General features: G+C 69.2%; 19 protein-coding genes and 1 pseudogene. 9 read left to right on the plus strand and 11 right to left on the minus strand.

Annotated features, from left to right (window positions below):
- Positions 1-10 precede the first annotated feature (10 nt).
- Both ACFYPC_RS20615 and ACFYPC_RS20620 read left to right on the plus strand, forming a co-directional pair.
- The gene (locus ACFYPC_RS20615; RefSeq protein WP_388678016.1) at positions 11-1,531 is read left to right on the plus strand and encodes a dihydrolipoamide acetyltransferase family protein; all 1,521 of its coding nucleotides are present in this window, start codon (positions 11-13) and stop codon (positions 1,529-1,531) included.
- Between the two features lie 225 nt (positions 1,532-1,756).
- The gene (locus tag ACFYPC_RS20620; protein WP_388678018.1) at positions 1,757-1,942 is read left to right on the plus strand and encodes a DUF397 domain-containing protein; all 186 of its coding nucleotides are present in this window, start codon (positions 1,757-1,759) and stop codon (positions 1,940-1,942) included.
- Between the two features lie 134 nt (positions 1,943-2,076).
- Here the strand turns inward: ACFYPC_RS20620 and ACFYPC_RS20625 are convergent, their stop codons facing one another.
- Both ACFYPC_RS20625 and ACFYPC_RS20630 read right to left on the minus strand, forming a co-directional pair.
- A complete protein-coding gene (locus tag ACFYPC_RS20625; protein WP_388678021.1) occupies positions 2,077-2,997 on the minus strand; it encodes a Bro-N domain-containing protein in 921 nt (306 codons plus the stop codon).
- A gap of 199 nt (positions 2,998-3,196) precedes the next feature.
- A complete protein-coding gene (locus tag ACFYPC_RS20630) occupies positions 3,197-4,093 on the minus strand; it encodes a D-alanyl-D-alanine carboxypeptidase family protein (protein ID WP_388678023.1) in 897 nt (298 codons plus the stop codon).
- Between the two features lie 181 nt (positions 4,094-4,274).
- Here ACFYPC_RS20630 and ACFYPC_RS20635 point away from each other — a divergent pair, with 181 nt between their 5' ends.
- Entirely contained in the window at positions 4,275-4,997 is a 723-nt protein-coding gene (locus ACFYPC_RS20635; protein ID WP_388678025.1) for a GntR family transcriptional regulator, read from the plus strand.
- Positions 4,994-6,292 (plus strand): nitrate/nitrite transporter, encoded by a 1,299-nt coding sequence (locus ACFYPC_RS20640; RefSeq protein ID WP_388678028.1) that lies wholly within the window; start codon positions 4,994-4,996, stop codon positions 6,290-6,292. The genes ACFYPC_RS20635 and ACFYPC_RS20640 overlap by 4 nt, the downstream gene beginning before the upstream one ends.
- A gap of 161 nt (positions 6,293-6,453) precedes the next feature.
- On the opposite strand, the gene ACFYPC_RS20645 is transcribed toward ACFYPC_RS20640, so the two are convergent.
- The gene (locus tag ACFYPC_RS20645) at positions 6,454-7,278 is read right to left on the minus strand and encodes a maleylpyruvate isomerase family mycothiol-dependent enzyme (RefSeq protein WP_388678031.1); all 825 of its coding nucleotides are present in this window, start codon (positions 7,276-7,278) and stop codon (positions 6,454-6,456) included.
- A gap of 155 nt (positions 7,279-7,433) precedes the next feature.
- On the opposite strand from ACFYPC_RS20645, the gene ACFYPC_RS20650 reads away from it, so the two are divergent.
- Positions 7,434-8,228 (plus strand): carbon-nitrogen family hydrolase, encoded by a 795-nt coding sequence (locus ACFYPC_RS20650; protein ID WP_388678033.1) that lies wholly within the window; start codon positions 7,434-7,436, stop codon positions 8,226-8,228.
- A gap of 179 nt (positions 8,229-8,407) precedes the next feature.
- On the opposite strand, the gene ACFYPC_RS20655 is transcribed toward ACFYPC_RS20650, so the two are convergent.
- Positions 8,408-8,902, minus strand: a complete 495-nt coding sequence (locus tag ACFYPC_RS20655) for an LURP-one-related/scramblase family protein (protein WP_388678036.1) — start codon at positions 8,900-8,902, stop codon at positions 8,408-8,410.
- Positions 8,899-9,897 (minus strand): GlxA family transcriptional regulator, encoded by a 999-nt coding sequence (locus ACFYPC_RS20660; protein WP_388678039.1) that lies wholly within the window; start codon positions 9,895-9,897, stop codon positions 8,899-8,901. The genes ACFYPC_RS20655 and ACFYPC_RS20660 overlap by 4 nt, the downstream gene beginning before the upstream one ends.
- Positions 9,898-9,949: 52 nt before the next feature.
- Between ACFYPC_RS20660 and ACFYPC_RS20665 the strand changes: the two genes are divergently transcribed.
- Complete coding sequence (locus ACFYPC_RS20665) at positions 9,950-10,342, plus strand: cupin domain-containing protein (RefSeq protein WP_388678042.1); 393 nt, start codon at positions 9,950-9,952, stop codon at positions 10,340-10,342.
- Positions 10,343-10,416: 74 nt separating this feature from the next.
- Here the strand turns inward: ACFYPC_RS20665 and ACFYPC_RS20670 are convergent, their stop codons facing one another.
- The 4 genes and pseudogenes from ACFYPC_RS20670 to ACFYPC_RS20685 form a co-directional block, all read right to left on the minus strand.
- Positions 10,417-10,662: a DUF6458 family protein gene (locus tag ACFYPC_RS20670; protein ID WP_388678045.1), complete on the minus strand. Its 246-nt coding sequence runs from the start codon at positions 10,660-10,662 to the stop codon at positions 10,417-10,419.
- Between the two features lie 111 nt (positions 10,663-10,773).
- Entirely contained in the window at positions 10,774-12,081 is a 1,308-nt protein-coding gene (locus ACFYPC_RS20675) for a M18 family aminopeptidase (protein WP_388678047.1), read from the minus strand.
- A gap of 289 nt (positions 12,082-12,370) precedes the next feature.
- Complete coding sequence (locus ACFYPC_RS20680; protein ID WP_388678049.1) at positions 12,371-14,197, minus strand: acyl-CoA dehydrogenase; 1,827 nt, start codon at positions 14,195-14,197, stop codon at positions 12,371-12,373.
- Between the two features lie 218 nt (positions 14,198-14,415).
- Positions 14,416-14,940: pseudogene (locus ACFYPC_RS20685) on the minus strand (intradiol ring-cleavage dioxygenase); the annotation flags it as partial.
- Between the two features lie 46 nt (positions 14,941-14,986).
- Between ACFYPC_RS20685 and ACFYPC_RS20690 the strand changes: the two are divergent.
- Positions 14,987-15,478 carry an SseB family protein gene (locus ACFYPC_RS20690; RefSeq protein ID WP_385730424.1) on the plus strand — a complete coding sequence of 164 codons (492 nt, stop codon included), beginning with the start codon at positions 14,987-14,989 and terminating at the stop codon, positions 15,476-15,478.
- Between the two features lie 112 nt (positions 15,479-15,590).
- On the plus strand, positions 15,591-16,562 hold the full coding sequence (locus ACFYPC_RS20695; RefSeq protein ID WP_388678052.1) for a pirin family protein: 972 nt from the start codon (positions 15,591-15,593) through the stop codon (positions 16,560-16,562).
- Between the two features lie 128 nt (positions 16,563-16,690).
- On the opposite strand, the gene ACFYPC_RS20700 is transcribed toward ACFYPC_RS20695, so the two are convergent.
- Both ACFYPC_RS20700 and ACFYPC_RS20705 read right to left on the minus strand, forming a co-directional pair.
- Positions 16,691-18,427 carry a multicopper oxidase family protein gene (locus tag ACFYPC_RS20700; protein WP_388678055.1) on the minus strand — a complete coding sequence of 579 codons (1,737 nt, stop codon included), beginning with the start codon at positions 18,425-18,427 and terminating at the stop codon, positions 16,691-16,693.
- A gap of 380 nt (positions 18,428-18,807) precedes the next feature.
- Positions 18,808-20,979, minus strand: coding sequence for a SpoIIE family protein phosphatase (locus ACFYPC_RS20705; RefSeq protein ID WP_388678057.1), 2,172 nt, complete (start codon positions 20,977-20,979; stop codon positions 18,808-18,810).
- A gap of 233 nt (positions 20,980-21,212) precedes the next feature.
- Between ACFYPC_RS20705 and aspS the strand changes: the two genes are divergently transcribed.
- Positions 21,213-22,976, plus strand: a complete 1,764-nt coding sequence (aspS, locus tag ACFYPC_RS20710; protein WP_388678060.1) for an aspartate--tRNA ligase — start codon at positions 21,213-21,215, stop codon at positions 22,974-22,976.
- Positions 22,977-23,159 lie beyond the last annotated feature (183 nt).

A 23,159-nucleotide genomic window follows, 5' to 3' on the forward strand; every position in this document is an offset into this window, starting at 1 on the left:
GGAGAGGGTCGTGACGACGATGACCGATATTGCGTCGGGGCTCCGCGAGTTCAAGATGCCCGATGTGGGCGAGGGGCTCACCGAGGCGGAGATCCTCAAGTGGTACGTCCAGCCCGGCGACCAGGTCGCCGACGGGCAGGTGGTCTGCGAGGTCGAGACGGCGAAGGCGGCCGTGGAGCTGCCGATCCCGTACGACGGTGTGGTGCGCGAACTCCGTTTCCCCGAGGGGACGACGGTGGACGTGGGCCAGGTGATCATCGCGGTGGAGGTCGCCGGAGGCGCGCCTTCGCCCGCCGGGGAGGCCACCGCGGCACCGGCTGAAGCGACTGCCGCGGCAGCGGTTGAAGTGCCCACCGCGGCAGCGGTTGAAGCGACTGCCGCAGCACCGGTTGAAGCGCCCGCCGCCGAGCAGCCCGAGGCGGAGCAGTCCAAGCCCGAGGGCCGCACGCCGGTTCTTGTGGGCTACGGCGTCGCGGTGTCCTCCACCAAGCGGCGCCCCCGCAAGGGCCCCGAGGTTCCGGCCCAGGCGTCCGAGCCGGTCTACGCGGCTTCGGCGATCCAGGCCGAGCTGAACGGACACGGCCACTCGGCGTCCGGGACGGCCCGCCCGCTGGCCAAGCCCCCGGTCCGCAAACTCGCCAAGGACCTCGGCGTCGACCTGGCGACGATCCGCCCGGCCGGCCCGGACGGCATCATCACGCGCGAGGACGTGCACGCGGCGCTGGCACCGGCGCCGACCGCTCCGGAGCCGGCCGTTCAGCAGCCCGTGGCCGCTCCTGCCCTGGCCGCTTCCGCCCAGGCCGCGGCACCCGTCGCCTCTTACGACACGGCTCGTGAGACCCGTATCCCGGTCAAGGGTGTCCGCAAGGCGACAGCGGCGGCGATGGTCGATTCGGCGTTCACCGCGCCGCACGTCACCGAGTTCGTGACGGTGGACGTGACGCGCACGATGAAGCTCGTGGAGGAGCTCAAGCAGGACAAGGAGATGCATGGGCTGCGGGTGAACCCGCTGCTTCTGATCGCCAAGGCCCTGCTGGTCGCCATCAAGCGCAACCCGGACATCAACGCGTCCTGGGACGAGGCCAGTCAGGAGATCGTCCTCAAGCACTACGTGAACCTGGGCATCGCGGCCGCCACTCCGCGCGGCCTGCTCGTCCCGAACATCAAGGACGCGCACACCAAGACCCTGCCGGAACTGGCGCAGTCTCTCGGCGAGTTGGTCTCCACCGCCCGGGAGGGCAAGACCTCCCCGGCCGCGATGCAGGGCGGCACGGTCACCATCACCAACGTCGGCGTCTTCGGCGTCGACACCGGCACGCCGATCCTCAACCCGGGCGAGGCCGCGATCCTCGCCGTCGGCGCGATCAAGCTCCAGCCCTGGGTCCACAAGGGCAAGGTCAAGCCCCGCCAAGTCACCACGCTGGCGCTGTCCTTCGACCACCGTCTGGTCGACGGGGAGCTGGGCTCCAAGGTGCTGGCCGACGTGGCGGCCGTCCTGGAGCAGCCGAAGCGGTTGATCACTTGGGCGTGATCACGGGGGCGTGAGCCAAGGACACGGGGCCGTCCCTTGAGGGTGCGGCTGAGGGTGCGGCCCCGTGTGAGGTCCTCAGGCGGTTGTCCTGCCGACCTTCAGAATCCTGATCGCCCTACGCATCCGTGTTTTCACAACGTCACGTTCGAGCGGATCGCCCGGAACGGTCTCGCCCTTCGCGATTCCGTCGACCTGATCGAACGTATCCGCAAGGAGCTGTGAGCCGTGCCGCACTTCGAGTTCGTCAAGCCCAGCTACAGCAGCGGCAATGGCGAGTGCGTCGAAGTCGCCCGCAACATCCCCGGCACCGTCGCCGTCCGCGACTCCAAGGACGCGGAGGGGCCGATACTCCGCCTCGCGCCCTCCGCCTGGGCGGCGTTCACCGGATTCGCCGCCGCACGCGAACGCTGACGCCTGACGACGGAATGTGCTGAACGTGCGGAAACCGGCACACGCTCACCCCCGTCACGTAGGCTCAGGCGCCGAGCGGTCGGCCGCAAACTCGACTTGCGGCCGGCCGCTCAACCAACCTCACCCGGCTGCGGTCAAGGCCGATCCAGTACGTAGACGAGTGTGCCGTCCTCCGCGCCACCTCTGGACCGGATGCACGCATGCCTCCGCATGAACCGCAGGCACTCGTTGACCCGATGGGCGTTCAGTCCCGTCCGCTCCGAGAGAGTTTCCAGAGACATTCGGATCTCACCGTGCTCAGCAAGCACAGGTGCGATCGTGACGGCCACGGCCCACACGTCCTCGGTCACCGACATCCGTGACCTCCAGTCCGCGAGGAGGGCGTCGGCACTCGGCCGGTACGTGTGCGCCGGGGCTGCCAGGCGCTCCGCCCGGACAGGACGGAACGCCTCCAGTGCGTCCGCGATCCGATCCATGGCATCGGCCATCCGGGACTGCACCCGCTCTGAGGCCCGTTGCGCCTCTGCGAACTCCCCGTCCAGCCGCACGTTGCGTTCTTCGAGCCGCACGATCGCGTCGGCGACCTGCGCGGGCATCGCGTACGCCACGGGACCGTCCGGGTCGCGGGGCTGTACCTCTGCTGTGGGGAGGGTGTACGAACCGTCACGCTGGACCGACATGATCACCTCGCTGACCCATTCCTTGAACGGCCTGCACGAGGGTTTGGTGCAGCCGGTCACAAGTTGGATCAACCCGGAAAGGTCGATCAGTTGCAGATCTCGGCGCCACTCTCGACCTGCGGGAACGCTGAGACTGTGGCTTCCAGTCACAGTCTCGAGAAAGTCTCGGTGCGCCTCCGGTACATGATCCAGCAGAGCCTTCCGGGTCGTTGTGTAGCCGAGCCGCTTGCATACGTCCGCCGCCGGAAACCAATGGCTCCCGTCCGGCATCGTCAGCCTCCGCACTCGGGCCCCCGTAGCCCCGTACACGAAGTCGTTGATGTCGATCGCTTCGGTCCGTGGTGCCGTGGTCGACGTCGTGTCGTGTTCGCTCATACGAACCACCTCCTTGGCGGAACGTAGATCGACATGCATCGCATATGCCAACGGGATCCGGGATGTTCACCACTCCGAGTGCAGATCACGCGTAGCCCTGCGGGGGTGCCCCAGAACGTGGTGGGCACACGACGGGGGACCTGCCGCTCGTACGCGGCAGGCCCCCCATTCCCTGTGCCTGAAGTCCCGGAGCTACCGGCTACTTGGCGAAGGCGTAGTTCATCAGCTTCTTCGCGTCCGACTCACGGGCCGTGATGGACGTGGAGGCGAGGACCGTGCCGATGACGGTCTTGCCGTTGCGGGTGGCCGCGAAGACGAGGCAGTACTTGGCCTCGGCGCCGGAGCCCGTCTTCACGCCGATCGTGCCGCTGTAGCTGCTCAGCAGACCGTTCGTGTTGGTCCACGTGCCCATGGTGCGGGTGGAACCGGTCTTCGTGATGGTCTTGGCCGTGAACGACTTCGTCTTCACGACCGCCTTGAACGCGGAGTTCTTCATCGCGCTGCTGGCGATCTTCGTCAGGTCGCGCGGCGTCGAGTAGTTGGAGCCGTTGCCGATGCCGTCGAACGAGTCGAAGTGCGTGTTCGTCAGGCCGAGGTTCTTCGCGGCCGTGTTCATCTTGCCGATGAACGACTTCACGCGGGCGGCGCGCGTGGTGCCCGTGCCGAACTTGTCGGCCAGCGCGTACGCGGCGTCACAGCCGGACGGCAGCATCAGCCCGTAGAGGAGCTGACGGACGGTGACCTTGTCGCCGACGATCAGGCGGGCGGACGAGGCGGTGTTCGCCACGATGTAGTCGCTGTAGGCCTGCTGGATCGTGACCTTCGCGTCCAGGTTGAGGTTCGGCTGGGCGAGCACGACCTTGGCGGTCATGATCTTGGTGGTGGAGCCGGTGGAGAGCCTGGTGTCCGAGGCCTTGCCGTACAGGGACGTGCCCGTGCTGTTGTTCATCACGTAGCCGCCCTTGGCGGCGATCGTGGGCGTGGTGAGGGCCTGTGCGGGAGCCGCGTTGAGGGCTCCGGTCGCGATCATGGCGCCGGTCGTGACGACTACAGCGGCAGCTCTGCGGACGCGCGTGCCCTTAATGCCGGTTATCAAGTTTCCTACCCCGATTACGTTAAATGCCCAAGGAGCGCGGCCACATAAGAGTGCCGCCTCTCGTGTGACACGTACGTCGTGCGAAAAGTTGTGCGGTTGATCGGAGAAATGTTCGTGCTTTTCGCGTCCGCATTCTGGAAGGGGCGCGACGATGCGTACGTGTTGTATCTATGCTGTGCGCATGTCCTCCGCCCCGTCCCCCGCAACAACCTCACCCGCTACCGCTACCGCTACCGAGTCGACGCCCGCGCCCACGCACGCGCCCGTGAAACAACCCCCCGCCGCCGAACGCGTCTACGCGCACGTCAAGCAGGGTGTCCTGGATCGCCGGTACGAGGGCGGCACGCTGCTCACCGAGGGTGAGCTCGCCGAGGCTGTGGGGGTCTCGCGCACGCCGGTGCGTGAGGCGCTGCTCCGGCTCGAGGTCGAGGGGCTGATCAGGCTCTACCCCAAGAAGGGCGCCCTCGTCCTGTCCGTCTCCGCGCAGGAGATCGCGGACGTGGTGGAGACCCGGCAGCTCGTCGAGGGACACGCGGCGCGTAAGGCCGTACCGGCATCGCCGCAGCTCATCGCCCGCCTTGAGGAACTGCTCGCCAGGCAGAAGGAACAGGCCGCCGCCGGGGATCTGGCCGCCGCGGCCGTCACCGACCGCTGTTTCCACGCCGAGATCGTCCGCAGCGGCGGCAACGAGATCCTCTCCCGGCTCTACGACCAGCTCCGCGACCGGCAGTTGAGGATGGGTGTCGCCGTGATGCACGCGCACCCCGACCGGATCACCAAGACGCTCAGCGAGCACGAGCAGATTCTGCAGGCGCTCCGCTCCGGTGACGCCGAGGAGGTCGTCGGCCTCATCCACCGGCACGTGAGCTGGTTCTCCAACCTGGCGCGGGGCGAGGTCCGATGACTTCTCCGGCCACGCTGCCCGGGGATCCGCCCGGCGGCCGGCGCGCCATCGCGGTCTGGAGCGTCGGCGTCTCCGTCTACTTCGTCGCCGTCATCTTCCGTACGTCGCTGGGGGTGGCCGGCCTGGACGCGGCGGACCGCTTCCACATCAACGCCGCCGCCCTGTCCACCTTCTCGATCCTCCAACTCCTCGTCTACGCGGGCATGCAGATACCCGTGGGCCTGCTGGTCGACAGGCTCGGCACCAAGAAGGTGCTGGCCATCGGCGCAGTGCTGTTCACGGCGGGGCAGCTGGGCTTCGCGTTCTCCCCCTCGTACGGGATGGCGCTCGCCTCGCGCGCGCTCCTTGGCTGTGGCGACGCGATGACCTTCATCAGCATCCTGCGGCTCGGTACCCGGTGGTTCCCCGCCCGGCGCGGACCGCTCGTCGCACAGCTCGCGGGTCTGGTGGGGATGGCGGGCAACCTCGTCTCGACGCTGGTGATCGCCCGGCTGCTGCACGGGGTGGGGTGGACGGCGGCGTTCGCGGGCAGTGCGGGCGCCGGTGTCGTCGTCCTCGTCCTCATGCTGCTGTTCCTGAAGGACCACCCCGAGGGACACGAGCCGGAGCCGTTCCCGCACCAGGGAGCCGTCTACGTGCGGCGTCAGATCGCCGCGTCCTGGCGTGAGCCCGGGACCCGGCTCGGGATGTGGGTGCACTTCACCACGCAGTTCCCGGCCATGGTGTTCCTGCTGCTGTGGGGGCTGCCGTTCCTCGTCGAGGCGGAGGGACTGTCGTCGGCCTCCGCCGGTGACCTGCTGACCCTCGTCGTGCTGTCCAACATGGTCGTCGGACTGGTGTACGGGCAGATCGTCGCCCGGCATCACGCGGCCCGGCTGCCGCTGGCACTCGGCACGGTGGCCGCGACGGCGGTCGTCTGGGCGGGGGTGCTGGTGTACCCCGGAGAGCACGCGCCCACGTGGGTGCTGGTCGTGCTGTGCACGGTGCTCGGGGCCTGCGGTCCGGCTTCCATGCTGGGGTTCGACTTCGCCCGGCCGGCGAATCCGCCCGAGCGGCAGGGGACCGCGTCGGGGATCACCAACATGGGCGGCTTCGTCGCCTCCATGATCACGCTGCTCGCGATCGGTGTGCTGCTGGACGCGACCGGTGGCAGTTACCGGCTCGCCTTCTCCGCCGTGTTCGTTCTTCAGGCGGTGGGCCTGAGCCAGATCTTCCGGTTGCGCAAGCAGGCGGCTCGCAGGGAGCGGGAGCGGTTGGTGGCCAGCAGGGTGGAGACGGTGCACGTTCCGGCGTAGGTGGTGGGGGCCGGGGGGATTTCTTTCGCCCCCTCCGCCCCTACCCGTCCCTTGTTTCTGGGGCTCCGCCCCAGACCCCGTTTCTGGGCTGCGCCCCAGACCCCGTTTCTGGGCTGCGCCCCGGACCCCGCTCCTCGAACGCCGGAGGGGCTGCGAACCGACTACCGGGTGACCGCGAAGTTCCTGAGGATCGCCGTCGTCAGTTCCGGGTCGCCCTCCGTCTTGATGCGGTCGGCGACCGCATCGGCCGTCACGCGCCCGCAGGCCAGGCGGAAGTACGTCTCCCAGTCGAGGACGAGGGTGGCGGCCGGGCCCAACGAGGGCGCGCCGTCTATCGTGCCGTTGCCTTCGGCGTCGACGCGGACCGTCCGGAGGAACTCCACCGGCCCGTGGACATCGAAGACGACCGCCGAACTCGCGGGCGCCCCCGCGTCCTTGGCGACCACCTTCGGGAGGGCGGCGAGAAGCTCGTCGCGCGCGATGTAGGCGCCCGGGGAGTCGAGGTCGCCGGGCCGGCCGAGGGCGGTGCGGAGGTCCTGCTCGTGCACCCATACGTCGAACGCGTGGTTGCGCATGGCGTGTTCGAGGGTGACCTCGGTGCCGAGGGGGCCACGCATCTTGGTGTCGGGCTGCCGGTTCTCGTTCCGCAGCTGGCGGTTGCGGCGGATGATCGTGTACTCCAGCTCGGAGGTCATCTCCGGCGCGGTGTGGTGACGGCGTACGTCGACCTGCATCTCCGTGTACCGCTGGTGTTCGTTCGTCACGTGGTACAGGTCGCGTGGCAGCGTATGGATCGGCCGCGGGTCGCCGAGCATCTCGGAGTCCAGGCCGATGACGTGCGAGACGAGGTCACGCACCGACCAGCCCGGGCATGGCGTCCGCCTGTTCCACTCGCCCTCCACAAGGGGCGACACCAGCTCGGATATCGCTTCGATCGACTGGGTCCAGGCATCGGCGTAGGACTGAAGGCTGGGATGCAGACTCACGGAAACGGGACCCCTCGGGCGATTGGACGCGGGCAGTGCACAGGCAGCGGGTGTCTTGGGACGCTAAGTTACGCTGCTGTGAGGCACCCCGGCAGTGCTTTGGTGTGACGATCGTAGGCCCGTATCAACGGCTCGAATGCCAGGACGGTGGTAGTGTGCGCGCCTCTATCCTCCAAGTCGACGTAAAAGACACCGAATCCGTCGATTCACGGCGCGCGCGGGTGGCGGCTCTGGTACGGGAGCAGGCCGGTGCCGACCTTGTCGTGCTGCCCGAGCTGTGGACCACGGGGGCGTTCGCGTACGAGGAGTTCGGCGCGGAGGCCGAGCCGCTGGTGGGGCCCACGTACGAGGTGATGGCGAAGGCGGCGAGCGACGCGGGCGTATGGCTGCACGCGGGCTCGATCCCCGAGCGGGACCCTGAGGGACCCCTCTACAACACCTCCCTCGTCTTCTCGCCCTCCGGCGAACTGGCCGCCGCCTACCGCAAGATCCACCGCTTCGGCTTCGACAAGGGCGAGGCCGTGCTGATGGGAGCCGGGTCCGAACTGGTGACCGTCCGGCTGCCGGAGACCACCCTCGGCATCGCCACCTGCTACGACCTCCGCTTCCCCGAACTCTTCCGCGGGCTCGTCGACAGGGGCGCCGAGACCCTCGTCCTGGCGGCCGGCTGGCCCGAGCGCCGCCGCTCCCACTGGACGCTGCTCGCCCAGGCCCGTGCCGTCGAGAACCAGGCGTACGTCCTCGCCTGTGGAACGGCCGGTACGCACGCCGGGGTTCCCCAGGCCGGGCACTCCCTCGTGGTCGACCCGTGGGGCGAGGTCCTCGCGGAGGCGGGGGCCGGCGAGGAGGTCCTCACGGTGGAGTTCGACCCCGCGCGGGTCGGGGTTACCCGGGAGCAGTTCCCGGCGCTCAAGGATCGGGTGCTGGGGCTCTCGCTCCCGCGGCGCTGATTTACCGGTTGCCCGGGCTGGGGGCTGGGGGCTGGGGGCTGGGGGCTGGGGTCGGGGTGGGTGCACTTGCCTGCGCTTGCAGGGTGCCGCTGTGCCCACCCGTGCCCACCCGTGCCCACCCGTGCCCACCCGTGCCGCCCCTGGCGGCACGCATGCCCACAGCGAGGACGGCTGCGGTATCAGTCCTCCTCGCGCTCCTTCTCCGCCAGGTGGATCACGCACACCGCCACCGCGATCAGCAGCGCCTGATCGGCGTCCTCCCGTACGACGTCCACGCCGTACGTCTCGCGGACGTGCAGCCGGCGGCGGGAGATCTGGGCGAGGAGTTCGTTGTCGTAGTCGATGGCGAACTCGCGGTCGAGGATCTTGCCGCTGACGTCGAGTTCCGTGCCGTCCACCAGGGACACCCGGTAGTGGTTGCGCAGCAGGGAGAACCGCTTGCGCTTGATCGTCGCGAGCGGGTCGCCGTCGCGTTCGATGATCATCGTGTCGCGCAGGGCGAGCATCTTCCGATGGATGTCGATGAGGACGCGCCCCTGCGTGTCCTTCAGCTCGAAGGTGTCCCGCAGCCGCATGGCCTTGCCGTCGACGAGGAAGACCTTGTTGCCGTGGTCGTCCTCGATCCAGTAGTCGTCACCGAAGCCGAGGAGCCGGTCGCGTACGAGGTATCTCATGCCATCACCGCTTCCCCGGCGGGCGGTCCGAAACGCCGCCGATAGGCCGACGGACTGAGTCCGGTCGCCCGCCGCACCCGCTCCCGCAGGTTGGCGGCGGTCCCCAGGCCGCTGCGTTCCGCGACGACGTCGAGCCGCTCCTCCCCGCGCTCGATGAGCCGGCAGGCCAGCGCGACCCGCTCTCCGGTGAGCCACGCCAGCGGGGTCGTGCCGAGCTGGGCCCTGAAGCGCCGGTGCAGTGTGGCCGGGCTGACCGCCGCTCGCGCCGCCAGGTCCGCGACCGTCAGCGGTTCGCCGATCCGCCGCTGCGCCCACGCCAGCAGCGGAGCGAGCGACTCGTCCGGTACGTCGGGCACGGGCCGCTCGACGAACTGCCGCTGCCCGCCGTCGCGGTGAGCGGCGAACACGAGCCGCCGGGACACCGCGTTGGCGATCTCGGCGCCGTGGTCGCGCCGTACGACGTACAGGCTCAGATCGAGCGCGGAGGCGCTGCCCGAGGCGGTGAGGATGTCCCCGTCGTCGACGAAGAGGACATCCGGTTCGAGCCGAACCTGCGGGAACCGCGCCCTGAACGACTCCGCCCACATCCAGTGGCAGGCCGCCCGCCGCCCGTTCAGCAGCCCGGCTTCCGCGATGGTGAACGCGCCGGAGCAGAACCCGATGAGCCGCGCGCCCCGCGTGTGCGCCCTGCGTACGGCGTCCAGTACCTCGCGGGAGCGCGGGGCGTCGGTGTCGGGCCGGTTCGGCACGATCAGTGTGTCCGCGTCCTCGGTCGCGTCGAGCCCAGCGACGTCGGTGAGGGTGAAGAAGCCGCCCCGCATCCGGGTGCTCGGCCCGGCCGCACAGAGCCGGAAATCGTACAGCTCACGCCCGAGCTCGGGCCTGCGCAGCCCGAAGACCTCGATCGCGCAGCTCATCTCGAAGGGGTTCGAGTTCTCGTCGACCACGAGAACCACTCGGTGCGGTCCGGACTGCTGCGAGGATCCTTGCGGCATATGCGATTTCTAGCACTCGTGCGGGCGCGGGACCACCGCCGAGGATGACGGCATGGCCAACGAACCCGTCTCCCTCGCCGCCGCCCTCGCCTCCTTCTCGGACCAGTGGAGCCCCCGCATCGTCACCTCCGTCAACGACTACGACGTACGCGTGGCCAAGGTCGAGGGCGAACACGTCTGGCACGTGCACGACCACACCGACGAGTTCTTCCTGGTCGTCGAGGGCGAGCTGCACATCGCGCTCCGGGAAGCGGCCGGCGAGCGGACCGTCGTACTCGCCGAAGGTTCCGTCTTCACCGTTCCGCGCGGCACCGAGCACAGGCCGTACGCGCCGCGGCCCACCTCGATCCTGATGTTCGAGCCCACCGGCACCCTCACCGTCGGCGACCGCCACGACGAGGTACCGGATCATGTGGACGCGACCACGGGACACCTGTTGCGCTGAGTGTCGCTGGTCCTCGCCTGGATGCGGCTCACCGGGACGTCCTGGCCCAGGCGGCCCGATCCGAACGGTGCGGCTCAGGCGCCGTACCCGTCGCGGTAGCTGCCCCGGTGGGGACGCTCCTCATCGATCACCGGGGTGCTGGGCGGCATGACCACGCGCCTGCGCCGGGCCATGCTGCTGAACGTGGCCACCCCGATCAGGCCGACGATCATGAGGATGAGACCGACCAGGTCGAGGTTGACCCCCTGCATGTCCCAGTCGGTCGCGAACGTGAGGATCGCACCTACGGCGATCAGAATGATGCATCCGCCCAGGCCCATGGGTGTCGCCTCCCTGCATTCAACTCGGTGTCGTTCTGGCCAACTTCGGGTACCCGCCGTCGAGCCGGCCATGCGCCGCGGCCCGATCCGAGGTGATCCGAGCGGCACCCGCTAGCCCTCCAGGAACGCCACCATCGCGTTCGCCAGCAGGAACGGGTCGTCCGCGCCGCACAGTTCACGCGCGCTGTGCATGGACAGGATGGCGACCCCGATGTCGACGGTCTTGATGCCGTGACGGGCCGCGGTGATGGGGCCGATGGTGGTGCCGCAGGGCATGGAGTTGTTGGAGACGAAGGACTGGAAGGGCACACCGGCCTTCTCGCAGGCGGCGGCGAAGACCGCGCGGCCCGAACCGTCCGTGGCGTAGCGGTTGTTGACGTTCACCTTCAGGATGGGCCCGCCGCCCGCACGCGGGTGGTGCGTCGGGTCGTGCCGCTCCGCGTAGTTGGGGTGCACGGCGTGGCCCGTGTCGGAGGACAGACAGACGGTGCCGGCGAAGGAACGCGCCCGGTCCTCGTACGAGCCCCCGCGCGCGAACACCGAACGCTCCAGGACGCTGCCGAGCAGCGGCCCGTCCGCGCCGGTGTCGGACTGCGAGCCGTTCTCCTCGTGGTCGAAGGCGGCGAGGACGGGGATGTACGGCAGGTACGGCTCACCGGAGTCGGCCGTCGCGACCGCCGCCAGCGCCGCCGTGCCCGCGTGCACGGACAGCAGGTTGTCCATGCGCGGGCCCGCCAGCAACTCCCGGTCGCGGCCCAGGTAGGAGGGCGGCTCGACCGAGTGGGTCATCAGGTCCCAGCCGGTCACCTCGCCGGCCGCGAGCCCCGACTCCTCCTCCAGGAACGCGATCAGGTCGCCGTCGCGGACCTGCTCGCCCAGACCCCAAATGGGCTGCAGATGACGCTGCTTGTCCAGCTTCAGCCCCTCCGTCGACACGGAACGGTCGAGGTGGACGGCGAGTTGGGGCACCCGCAGCAGCGCCCGGTCGATGTTCACCAGGCGCGTCGAGCCGTCCCGCAGCGACAGCCGTCCGGCCAGGCCCAGGTCCCGGTCCAGCCAGGAGTTCAGCAGCGGCCCGCCGTAGATCTCCACGGCCACCTGCCGCCAGCCGTGCGCGCCGCTGTCCGGGCGCGGTTTCACCCGCAGGTTGGGGGAGTCGGTGTGCGCGCCCACGATCCGGTACGGCGTGTGCGGCTCGGCACCCTCAGGTACGTACCAGGCGATGAGTGCACCCCCGCGCAGCACGTACTTCCCGCCGCTCGTCCCCTCCCACGCGTCGGTCTCGGCGACCTGACGGAATCCGGCCTTCTCCAGCCGCTCGGCGGCGTTCGCCACGGCGTGGTACGGCGTCGGACTCGCCGCCAGGAAGGGCATGAGGTCGTCGGTGTGGCCGCGGTCGAAGCGGGGGGAGGTGCTCATGGGGTTCACCTTAACGACGCCGAAGGGCCCGCTCCCGGGGATGGGAGAGGGCCCTCGTAACGGGGTTGTAAAGGGCAGACATGGCCGGACACCTGAACGGAAAGACAGGTTCCGGTCAGGTGCCCGCCCTGTCCTGGAGTGCGTCGCGACGCGGCTTTGGTGCGATGCGACGAGGCTTTGGAACGGTTGGAGCGCTTGGAACGGTTGGAGCGGTTCGAACGGTTGGAACGGTTGGAGCGCTTGGAACGATTGGAGCGGTTCGAACGGTTGGAGCGCTTGGAACGAAAGGCTAGAACGCCGCCTCGTCCAGCTCCATCAGGTCCAGGTCCACGCCCTCGGCGAGCTTGCGCGCGCCCGTGACACCCGGCAGGACGGTGGCGGCGAAGAACTTCGCGGCCGCGATCTTGCCGGCGTAGAACGCCTTGTCCTTCGCCGAGGCGGTCCCCAGCTTCTCGGCGGCGACCGCGGCACCGCGCAGCAGCAGGTAGCCGACGACCACGTCACCGGAGGCCATCAGCAGCCGGGTCGTGTTCAGGCCCACCTTGTAGATGTTCTTGACGTCCTGCTCGGTCGCCGCGAGGTCGGTGAGCATCAGGCCGACGATGGCCTCCAGCTCGACGGCCGCCTTGGCGAGCTGCTCGCGGGCGCCCGCCAGCTCCTCACCGCCGGTGCCGAGCGCCAGGAACTTCTTGATGTCCTCGGCGAGGGAGTTCAGCGCAGCGCCCTGGTTGCGGACGATCTTCCGGAAGAAGAAGTCCTGGCCCTGGATCGCGGTCGTGCCCTCGTACAGGGTGTCGATCTTGGCGTCGCGGATGTACTGCTCGATCGGGTACTCCTGGAGGAACCCGGAGCCGCCGAAGGTCTGCAGGGACTGCGCGAGCTGCTCGTAGCCCTTCTCGGAGCCGTAGCCCTTCACGATCGGCAGGAGCAGGTCGTTGAGGGCGTGCAGCTGCGCGGTGTCCTCGCCCGCCGCCGTCCGGACCGCGATCTCGTCCTGGACGGACGCGGTGTGCAGCACCAGGGCGCGCATGCCCTCGGCGTACGCCTTCTGCGTGATGAGCGCGCGACGCACGTCCGGGTGGTGCGTGATGGTGACCTTGGGCGCGGTCTTGTCCATGAAGTTCGCCAGGTCGGGACCCTGGACGCGCTCCTTGGCGTACTCAAGGGCGTTCAGGTAGCCCGTCGACAGCGTCGAGATGGCCTTCGTGCCGACCATCATGCGGGCGAACTCGATGATCCGGAACATCTGGCGGATGCCGTCGTGCTTGTCGCCGATCAGCCAGCCCTTGGCGGGGTGCCGGTCGCCGAAGGTCATCTCGCAGGTGTTGGAGGCCTTGAGGCCCATCTTGTGCTCGACGTTCGTGGCGTACACGCCGTTGCGCTCGCCCAGCTCGCCGGTCTCGAAGTCGAAGAGGTACTTCGGTACGAGGAAGAGGGACAGACCCTTGGTGCCGGGACCGGAGCCCTCGGGGCGGGCCAGCACGTAGTGAAGGATGTTCTCCTCCATGTCGTGCTCACCGGAGGTGATGAACCGCTTCACACCCTCGATGTGCCAGGAGCCGTCCTCCTGCTCGATCGCCTTGGTACGGCCGGCGCCCACGTCGGAGCCCGCGTCGGGCTCGGTGAGCACCATGGTCGAACCCCAGGTCCGCTCCACCGCGATCTCGGCGATCTTCTTCTGTACGTCATTGCCCTCGTCGAAGAGGATCCCGGCGAAGGCCGGTCCCGACGAGTACATCCAGACCGCCGGGTTCGAGCCCAGGATCAGCTCCGCGAACGCCCAGATCAGGGACGCGGGGGCGGTCGTGCCGCCGATCTCCTCGGGCAGGCCCAGACGCCAGTACTCGGAGTCCATGAAGGCTTTGTACGATTTTTTGAAGGACGCCGGTACGGGCGCGGTGTTGGTCTCCGGGTCGAAGACCGGCGGGTTGCGGTCGGCGTCCGCGAAGGACTCCGCGAGCTCGTTCTCCGAGAGCCTGGTCAGCTCGCTGAGGATGCTCTTGGCGGTGTCGACGTCCATCTCCGCGAACGGGCCGGTGCCGTACAGCTTGTCGCGCCCGAGCACCTCGAAGAGGTTGAACTCGATGTCGCGGAGATTCGACTTGTAGTGCCCCATGGCGACGGCTCCGTAAGGGATCGGGGAGGCCACAGCTCTTCGGAGAACTCGAGGCCTCGTTACACGTACCAGCAAGTAGCTACGATGATGCTACCCGTCGGTAATAAGACGCAACCCCGGACGGCCATCTGTGACGAGTCAGACCGTGAGCGTTACACCGCGACGGTGAGGACGGCCGTGTAGCCCTGCGTGACGCTTCCCGTCATGGTCGCCAACTGCTGGTCGTAGCCGTCCGCCTGCTGGACCCCGCGCAGATGGTTCTCGTCGGTGACGCCCTCGGAGTACAGGGAGTGGTTGTCCTCCCGGTCGCAGTGCCAGAGGTGGACGGCGGCGCCCTCCTTGGGGGTGCCGCAGCCCGACGCGGTGTCCACGACCGTGAGTGTGATCGTCAGGGGTACGCCCTCGGCCGTCCCGCCGGCCGAGTCGCCGAAGCCGGACCTGATGTCGCTGCGGACGACACCGCTTTCCGTCAGGACGTTCACACCGTTCGAACCGTCACCGGGGTACGGACCGGCCGTCTCGTCCGGGATGGTCGCGCACTCGGCCGGTGAGGCGGCTGAGCTGCCCGCGGAAGAAGCGGGGGGCGACGCCGGGGAGGACGAGGGGAGGAAGCGGAGCCGGCGGTCTCGTCGTCGGCCCCGTGACGCCTCGGGGGGCGTCCCGTGGAGGCGCGTCCTGATGGCGGCGCCCGGCCTGTCCTGTCCGCAGCCCCGCAGCCCCGCACCCCCCGCCCCGTCGGTCACCCCCGTACCGGCCCGCCCGGACGGCCGTCTCGGTACGCTTGCGCCCATGTACGGCTATGACCAGAACGCGGGCGCACAGCAGGGGTACGCCGCGCCCCAGCAGCAGATGCCCGGGCAGATGCCGGGCGGCCAGATGCCCGGCGGGTACGGGCAGCAGCCGCCGCTCTACCCGGAGCCGTCCCCGCCGTCCCTCGCGGACGCGGTCCGCGCGTTCACCACCGGGTCGATGGCCGCCGAGGACTTCCAGCAGGTCTTCGCCACGTCGAAGGTGTACTGCCCGCGCGGCGACAATCCCGGATTCCTCGCGCTGCACAACACTCAGCAGCCGGTCATCCCCATGTTCACCTCGCTCAAGGAGCTCCGCCGGTACGCCGGCAAGGAGTCCAAGTACTTCGTGATCACCGGCGCCGAGGTGATCGACCTGCTCCCCACCGGCTACGGCTTCGTCCTGGACATGGAGGGCGAGCACCGCATGGTCTTCGACGCCAAGGCCGTGGAGCAGATGGTGGACTTCGCGATGCGCCGTATGTACGGCTGACGTACCTGGATCTGTGCCGGACGCCCGGAGGGAATTCCCTCCGGGCGTCCGTCGTTACGGGTAGCAGAAAGTTCAACAATCAACTAAAGTGAACGCACAAGGAGGTACCGACATGCCTGCAGTGACCGTCGAGAACCCGTTGGCCCTGCCCCGTGTGGTGGCGCCCGCTGATGCCGTGGCCCGCCCGGTGCTCACCGTGACGACCGCGCCCAGCGGCTTCGAGGGCGAGGGCTTCCCGGTCCGCCGTGCGTTCGCCGGGATCAACTACCGCCACCTCGACCCGTTCATCATGATGGATCAGATGGGTGAGGTGGACTATGCGCCCGGGGAGCCGAAGGGCACCCCCTGGCACCCGCACCGCGGCTTCGAGACCGTCACCTACATCATCGACGGCACTTTCGACCACCAGGACTCCAACGGTGGCGGCGGCACCATCACCAACGGTGACACCCAGTGGATGACCGCGGGCTCGGGTCTGCTGCACATCGAGGCCCCGCCGGAGGCGCTCGTCATGTCCGGCGGCCTCTTCCACGGCCTCCAGCTCTGGGTGAACCTGCCGGCCAAGGACAAGATGATGGCCCCGAGGTACCAGGACATCCGCGGCGGCCAGGTCCAGTTGCTGTCGACCCCCGACGGCGGCGCGCTGCTGCGCGTCATCGCCGGTGAGCTCGACGGCCACGAGGGACCGGGCATCACGCACACGCCGATCACCATGGTCCACGCGACCCTGGCACCCGGCGCGGAGCTGACGCTCCCGTGGCGTGCTGACTTCAACGGCCTCGCGTACGTCCTCGCGGGCCGCGGCAGCGTCGGTACGGAACACCGTCCGGTCCACACCGGCCAGACGGCCGTCTTCGGCACCGGCACCTCGCTGACCGTCCGCGCGGACGAGCAGCAGGACTCCAACACCCCGGACATGGAGGTCGTGATCCTGGGCGGTCAGCCCATCCGCGAGCCCATGGCCCACTACGGCCCCTTCGTGATGAACACCCGCGAGGAGCTCCAGCAGGCCTTCGAGGACTTCCAGAAGGGTCGGCTGGGCACCGTCCCCGCGGTGCACGGGATGAGCGAGGGCGGCCTGTAGGCCTCCCCCGCCCCGGTACCGAGCCACGTGTGGTTCCGGGTGTGAAAGGGCCCCGTCCAGGTTCAGGTTCTGGACGGTGCCCTTTCACGTGGGTCGCCGCGGCGACCCGGCGGAGAGACCGGCGGGGATCAGGAGACGATGCGGTACTTGGCCATCATGCAGTCGTCCTCGTGGTCGATGAGGTGGCAGTGCCAGACATAGCCCTGCAGGCGTTCACCGCTCTGCGACGTGAACACCGCGTCGGGATCGAAGCCGAGCTCGTCGGCGGTCGGGAAGCGGACCAGGACGCGGGTGACGGTGTTCAGCGGGCACAGCACGGTGTCCTTCAGCCCGGCCTCCCAGGGCGCCGGGGCCTGACTCTGCCCGGTCAGGAAGGCGTCGGCCGGCGGGGCCCAGCGGTTCCCCATGGGCGGGGCGGGGTTGGCCTTGAGGTAGGCGTTGATGTCGAAGGACTGACGGCTGAGGACCCGCATGTTCACCAGATGCAGGTGAACGGGGTGGTCCTCCACGGTGGAGTTGACGATCTCCCAGACCTCAGTACTGCCCTGCTTGGGCTGCTCCACCGGATCCTCGCCGTAGCAGAGGTTGCTGAGCGCCATGCCCTCGCCCGTCAGCGTCAGGCCCACCACTCGCCGGGTCGGCACTGCCGTGGCCGGCGGCAGGGCGGCGGGCTGGGACGGACCGCCCCGCAGCACGGTCGGCGCGGCCTTGGTGAAGCCCGTGCTGCTGGAGACGGTGAAGCGCATGACCCGGGGCAGGGTGTAGCCACCGGTGATGGCGGCGATGGACGGGTTCACCTGCTCGTCGTTGCGCAGCTCGACCGTGTCGCCGCCGGACAGGGCGGAGAAGTCGATCAGCAGATCCGCGCGCTCACCGGGACTGACCCGGATGGACGTGGTGCTGACACTGCTGTTGAGCAGACCGCCGTCGTTCCCGATGACCCGGAAGGCCATGTTGTTGGACAGATAGAGGTGGTACGCCCGCCAGTTGGACGCGTTCAGCAGCCGGAACCGGTACAGCCCCCGCGCCACTTCCAGCGTCGGCATCACGACCCCGTTCACCGTCATCGTGTCGCCGACCATGGGCTCCACGAGGGTGCCCTCGGGGGTGTTGCGGGCGGTACGGGGATTCAGTGATCCGTCCTCGTTGAAACGGTGGTCGGCGACGATCAGCGGAATCTCGTAGTCACCACTCGGCAGGCCCAGTGGGTTGCTCGCGGTGCCGGTGTCGAACTCGTCCCGGATCAGGTACATACCGGCGAGCCCCGCGGGGACGTTCAGCCGGGTGATCCCCATCGCGTGGTCGTGGTACCAAAGGGCGGTGGCCTCCTGCCCGTTGGTGAACTCGTAGGTCATGGACGCGCCGGTGCGGAAGGTGTTCTCGGTGTGCCCGTCGAACTCGGGCCGCACGACCGCGCCGTGCAGATGGACCGAGGTGCGGGGCCGGGTGCGGTCCTCCTCGGACGTTCCGTCCAAGGTGGTGTCGATGTCGTTGGCGAACAGGTGGCCGTTCAGGTTGTTCGTGAACGTGAGCTTGAGTGTCTCTCCCGACCGGGCCTCGATCGTCGGACCCAGATACGGCTGCCCTCCGAAGGACCACGTGGGCGCGGTGCCCAGGTCCCGGTGGAAGCGGTGGCTGGACCGGGCCATGGACAGGGTGCGGTCTCCGCTGAGCGACGGGGGTATCCACAGGTCGTCCACGTAGGGCGTCAGGTCCGGTGAGGGGTAGGTGACTTGGTCGCCCTGAGAGGTCAGCTCCCCGTCGGGGGCGATCGCCATGGCCCGGGTCACCGCTCCGACCGTTCCCAGGGCGCCCAACACCATCCCTGCGCTCAGCAGCCGGCGACGTGAAATTCTGTGCGACATGGAGTCCGTTTCCAAGTTCGTTGGTGGGGGGTCGGACGAACGGGGAAGGCGTCGCAGGGCCGCACTGAGCCGCACCTGAGCCAAAGATCACTCCGGTCGTCCGCGGCCACAGAATTGCACACTGGTGAGCAAATAATCTACCGCGGTCGGGTCAAGTGAATTCGTGGCTGATCAATAGTCAGAAACCCTCGCCAAAGGGCCGGTTGGGGTGCGAACCGGACCAGTTCCGCCGCGCGGGGAGCCCGCCGTCGCCCGCAGTGACGCCACGCCGGACGACCGCCGACCGGGCCCCCGTCCAGCGAGACGGCGATCCGGGGGACGCTGCTTGCCGTACCGCTGACGGTGGCCACCTTCGGAGTGCTGTCGGAGCTGCGGACGCGTTACTCCGCGGAGGAGTCGAAGGCGTCGGGAGCCGGCTCGTAGAACTCGAACCAGATGCTCTTTCCCTCGCCCCGCGGGTCGACGCCCCACAGGTCCGCGAGGAGTTCCACGAGGACCAGCCCACGCCCGGAGGACGCCAGTTCACCGGGGTGGCGCCTGTGCGGCAGGTCGTCGCTGGCGTCGGTGACCTCCACCCGCATCCGGCGCTTGCCGCCTTCGCCGGTCACCTCGGCGAGGAGGAGGGCGTCGGAGTCCGTGTGCACGAGGACGTTCGTCATCATCTCGGAGACGAGGAGGACGGCGGAGTCGAGCTGGTCCTCGGACGTCCAGTCGTGGAGGAGTTCCCGCAGCTGCTGGCGCGCCACCGCGACGCCCTCGGGCTCGGCCTGCGCCACGGTCAGCACGGTACGGCGCGTGAAGGGCCGTACGGCCGTGACCGTGTCGCCGCAGCCGCAGCCCGGCCCCATCCGGCACAGCAGCAGGACCGCTATGTCGTCCTCGCGTCTGTCCACCAGCGGACCCGGAGTGTGGTGCGAGGAGGGCCCGTGGACGGCCTGGACCAGGGCGTCGGCGAGGGACTCCATGTCGCCGTCGTGGGCTTCGAGGATCCGGCGGATGCGCCGCCAGCCGGTGTCGAGGTCGTGGCCGCCGGTCTCGATCAGCCCGTCGGTGCAGATCAGCATGGTCTCGCTGGGCTCCAGCACGAGCCGGGTCGTCGGATAGTCGGCGTCCGGGTCGATGCCGAGCGGCAGCCCGCCCGCCGTGGGGCGCGTCAGCACGGTCCCGTCCGCCATGCGTATCGCCGGGTCCGGGTGCCCGGCACGGGCGATGTCCAGCGTCCCGGTCTCCGGGTCGACCTCGACGTACAGGCAGGTCGCGAAGCGCATGTCGCCGGCGTCGCCCTCGCTGTCGCTGCCGCCGCTGGACCCGTACGTCACCGAGTCCGTGACCCCGTACAGAAAGCGTGAGGCGCGGGAGAGCACCGCGTCCGGGCGGTGGCCCTCGGAGGCGTACGCGCGCAGGGCGATCCGGAGCTGGCCCATCAGACCGGCCGCGCGGACGTCATGGCCCTGGACGTCGCCGATGACGAGGGCGAACCGGCCGCTCGGGAGCGGGATCATGTCGTACCAGTCGCCGCCGACCTGGAGCCCGCCACCGGTGGGGACGTAGCGTGCGGCGACGGTCATGCCGGGCATCTGGGGGCCCAGCGTGGGCATCATCGAGCGCTGAAGGCCGTCGGTCAGCTCCCGCTCGGTCTCGGCGGCGCCGGCGCGGGAGAGGGCCTGGGCGAGCATGCGGGCCACGGTCGTCAGGACCGCGCGTTCGTCGGGTGTGAAGGTGACGGGGTAGGCGAAGGCAGCCATCCACGCGCCCATCGTGCGGCCCGCGACGGTCAGGGGCAGGAACGCCCAGGACTGCCGGTCGAAGCGCTGAGCCAGCGGCCAGGAGACGGGGTAGCGCCTTTTGTACTCCTCAGGGGAGGAGATATAGACGGCGCGGCCGGTTCGGACGACCTCCGTGGCCGGATAGTCCGTGGTGAGGGACATGTGCACGAACGGTCCCTCGTCGCCCGGCTGCTGTCCGTGATGCCCTATGACCGTCAGCCGGTCGCCCTCCGCGCCGAAGACCGCGAGTCCGTCCGGTGAGAACCCGGGCATCGACAGGCCCGCCGCGACCCGCAGCACCTCCGCCGTGGACCTGGCCTCGGCCAGCGCGCGCCCGGCGTCCAGCAGGAACGCCTCGCGTGAGCGCCGCCAGTCACCGGTGACGGCCGCGCGCGCGGCGCCGGCCTGCGAGGGTTCGGTGACCTCCTGGACGAGGCCGATCAGATCGAACTCCCCGGTCGCGGGGTCGATCACCGGCTTGGTGCGGCTTCGTACGGTTCGGATCACCCGGCCCTGTACGTCCATCACCCGCAGCCGGACCTCGGCGAGGGTGTTCTCGACCATGGCGAGCTGGACGACTCCGTCGACCTCGTTCCAGTCGACCGGGTGGAAACGGGAGCGCACCCCCGCCTCGGTGAGCGTCACCGGTTTCGCGGGCAGGCCCATGAGCCGGGCGGCCTCCGCGTCGAACGTGACCTGCCCGGTGCCGGTGTCCCAGCGCCACAGGCCGGTCGCGAGGGCGGCCAGGACGTCCCCCGCGGCGGGCAGGGGCTCACCAGTTCGCATTGACCCACTGTAGGGAGAGGTGATCCGTACCTGCCACCTAGACAGTGCCGGGGTCGCGGGGAGCTGCGGGGGTTATAGGGAGGAGTGATCTTGGCCCGGCCGGTACCCTTGGGGAAGTTTCACGTGAAACAGCGCCTGATTCGCTCCGATGAACAGGGCTCGATCGGGCTCGATCCGTTCCGATCCGTTCACGTGAAGACAGACCCGATTCGCAAAGACTGGATGAAACGACGATGCATCGGTACAGGTCCCACACGTGCGGCGAGCTCCGCGCCACTGACGTCGGCAACGACGTCCGGCTGAGTGGCTGGCTGCACAATCGGCGCGACCTGGGCGGCATCCTCTTCATCGATCTGCGCGATCACTACGGCATCACGCAGCTCGTCGCCCGCCCCGGCACGCCCGCCTACGAGGCCCTCGACAAGATCTCCAAGGAGTCGACGGTCCGCGTCGACGGCAGGGTCGTCTCGCGCGGTGCGGAGAACGTGAACCCGGATCTGCCGACCGGCGAGATCGAGGTCGAGGTGAGCGAGGTCGAGCTGCTCGGTGCGGCGGCCCCGCTTCCGTTCACGATCAACGCCGAGGACGGGGTCAACGAGGAGCGGCGCCTGGAGTACCGCTTCCTGGACCTGCGCCGCGAGCGCATGCACCGCAACATCCTGCTGCGTACGGCCGTGATCTCGGCGATCCGTCACAAGATGACGGCGCTGGGCTTCAACGAGATGGCGACGCCGATCCTGTCCGCGACCTCCCCCGAGGGCGCCCGTGACTTCGTCGTCCCCTCCCGCCTGAACCCGGGCAGGTTCTACGCCCTGCCGCAGGCGCCGCAGCAGTTCAAGCAGCTGCTGATGATCTCCGGCTTCGACCGCTACTTCCAGATCGCGCCCTGTTTCCGCGACGAGGACGCGCGCGCGGACCGTTCGCCGGGTGAGTTCTACCAGCTCGACGTGGAGATGTCCTTCGTCGAGCAGGAGGACGTCTTCCAGCCGATCGAGAAGCTCATGACGGAGCTCTTCGAGGAGTTCGGCGGTGGCCGCCATGTCACCTCGCCCTTCCCGCGCATCCCGTTCCGCGAGTCGATGCTGAAGTACGGCTCCGACAAGCCGGACCTGCGGGCCAAGCTGGAGCTCGTCGACATCACCGACGTCTTCGAGGGCTCGGAGTTCAAGGCGTTCGCGGGCAAGCACGTGCGCGCCCTGCCGGTGCCGGACGTCGCCGGGCAGTCGCGGAAGTTCTTCGACGGCCTCGGTGACTACGCGGTCGAGCAGGGGGCGAAGGGCCTGGCGTGGGTGCGCGTGACCGAGGACGGCTCGCTGACCGGCCCGATCGCCAAGTTCCTGACCGAGGAGAACGTCGCGGAGCTGACGAAGCGCCTGTCGCTCGCCGCGGGCCACGCGGTGTTCTTCGGCGCGGGTGAGTTCGACGAGGTTTCGAAGATCATGGGCGCGGTGCGCGTGGAAGCCGCGAAGCGCGCCGGTCACTTCGAGGAGGGCGTCTTCCGCTTCTGCTGGATCGTCGACTTCCCGATGTACGAGAAGGACGAGGAGACCGGCAAGCTCGACTTCTCGCACAACCCGTTCTCGATGCCGCAGGGCGGCCTGGAGGCCCTGGAGACCCAGGATCCGCTGGACGTCCTGGGCTGGCAGTACGACATCGTCTGCAACGGCGTCGAGCTGTCCTCCGGCGCGATCCGGAACCACGAGCCCGACATCATGCTCAAGGCCTTCGAGATCGCGGGCTACGACCGTGACACCGTCGAGGAGCAGTTCGCCGGCATGCTCCGCGCGTTCCGCTTCGGCGCCCCCCCGCACGGCGGCATCGCCCCCGGCGTCGACCGCATCGTCATGCTTCTCGCGGACGAGCCGAACATCCGCGAGACCATCGCGTTCCCGCTCAACGGCAACGCGCAGGACCTGATGATGGGCGCGCCGACGGAGCTGGAGGAGTCCCGCCTCCGCGAGCTGCACATTTCCGTACGGAAGCCGCAGCCCAAGTAAGCCTCTGTCGGTGGGAGTGGGGGGGGGGGGGGGGGGGGGGCGCGGCCCCCCGCGGGGGGGGGGGGGGGGGGCCCGCGCGGCCCCCGCGCCCCCCCCCCCCCCCCCCGCCCCCACCCGCCCCCCCCCCCCCCCCCCACCCCCCCCCGCGCTGAGCGCTCCGACCCCCGCCCCCCGCGCCCCGCC

The sequence above is a fragment of the Streptomyces sp. NPDC005808 genome (assembly GCF_042871385.1).
Taxonomy (GTDB): domain Bacteria; phylum Actinomycetota; class Actinomycetes; order Streptomycetales; family Streptomycetaceae; genus Streptomyces.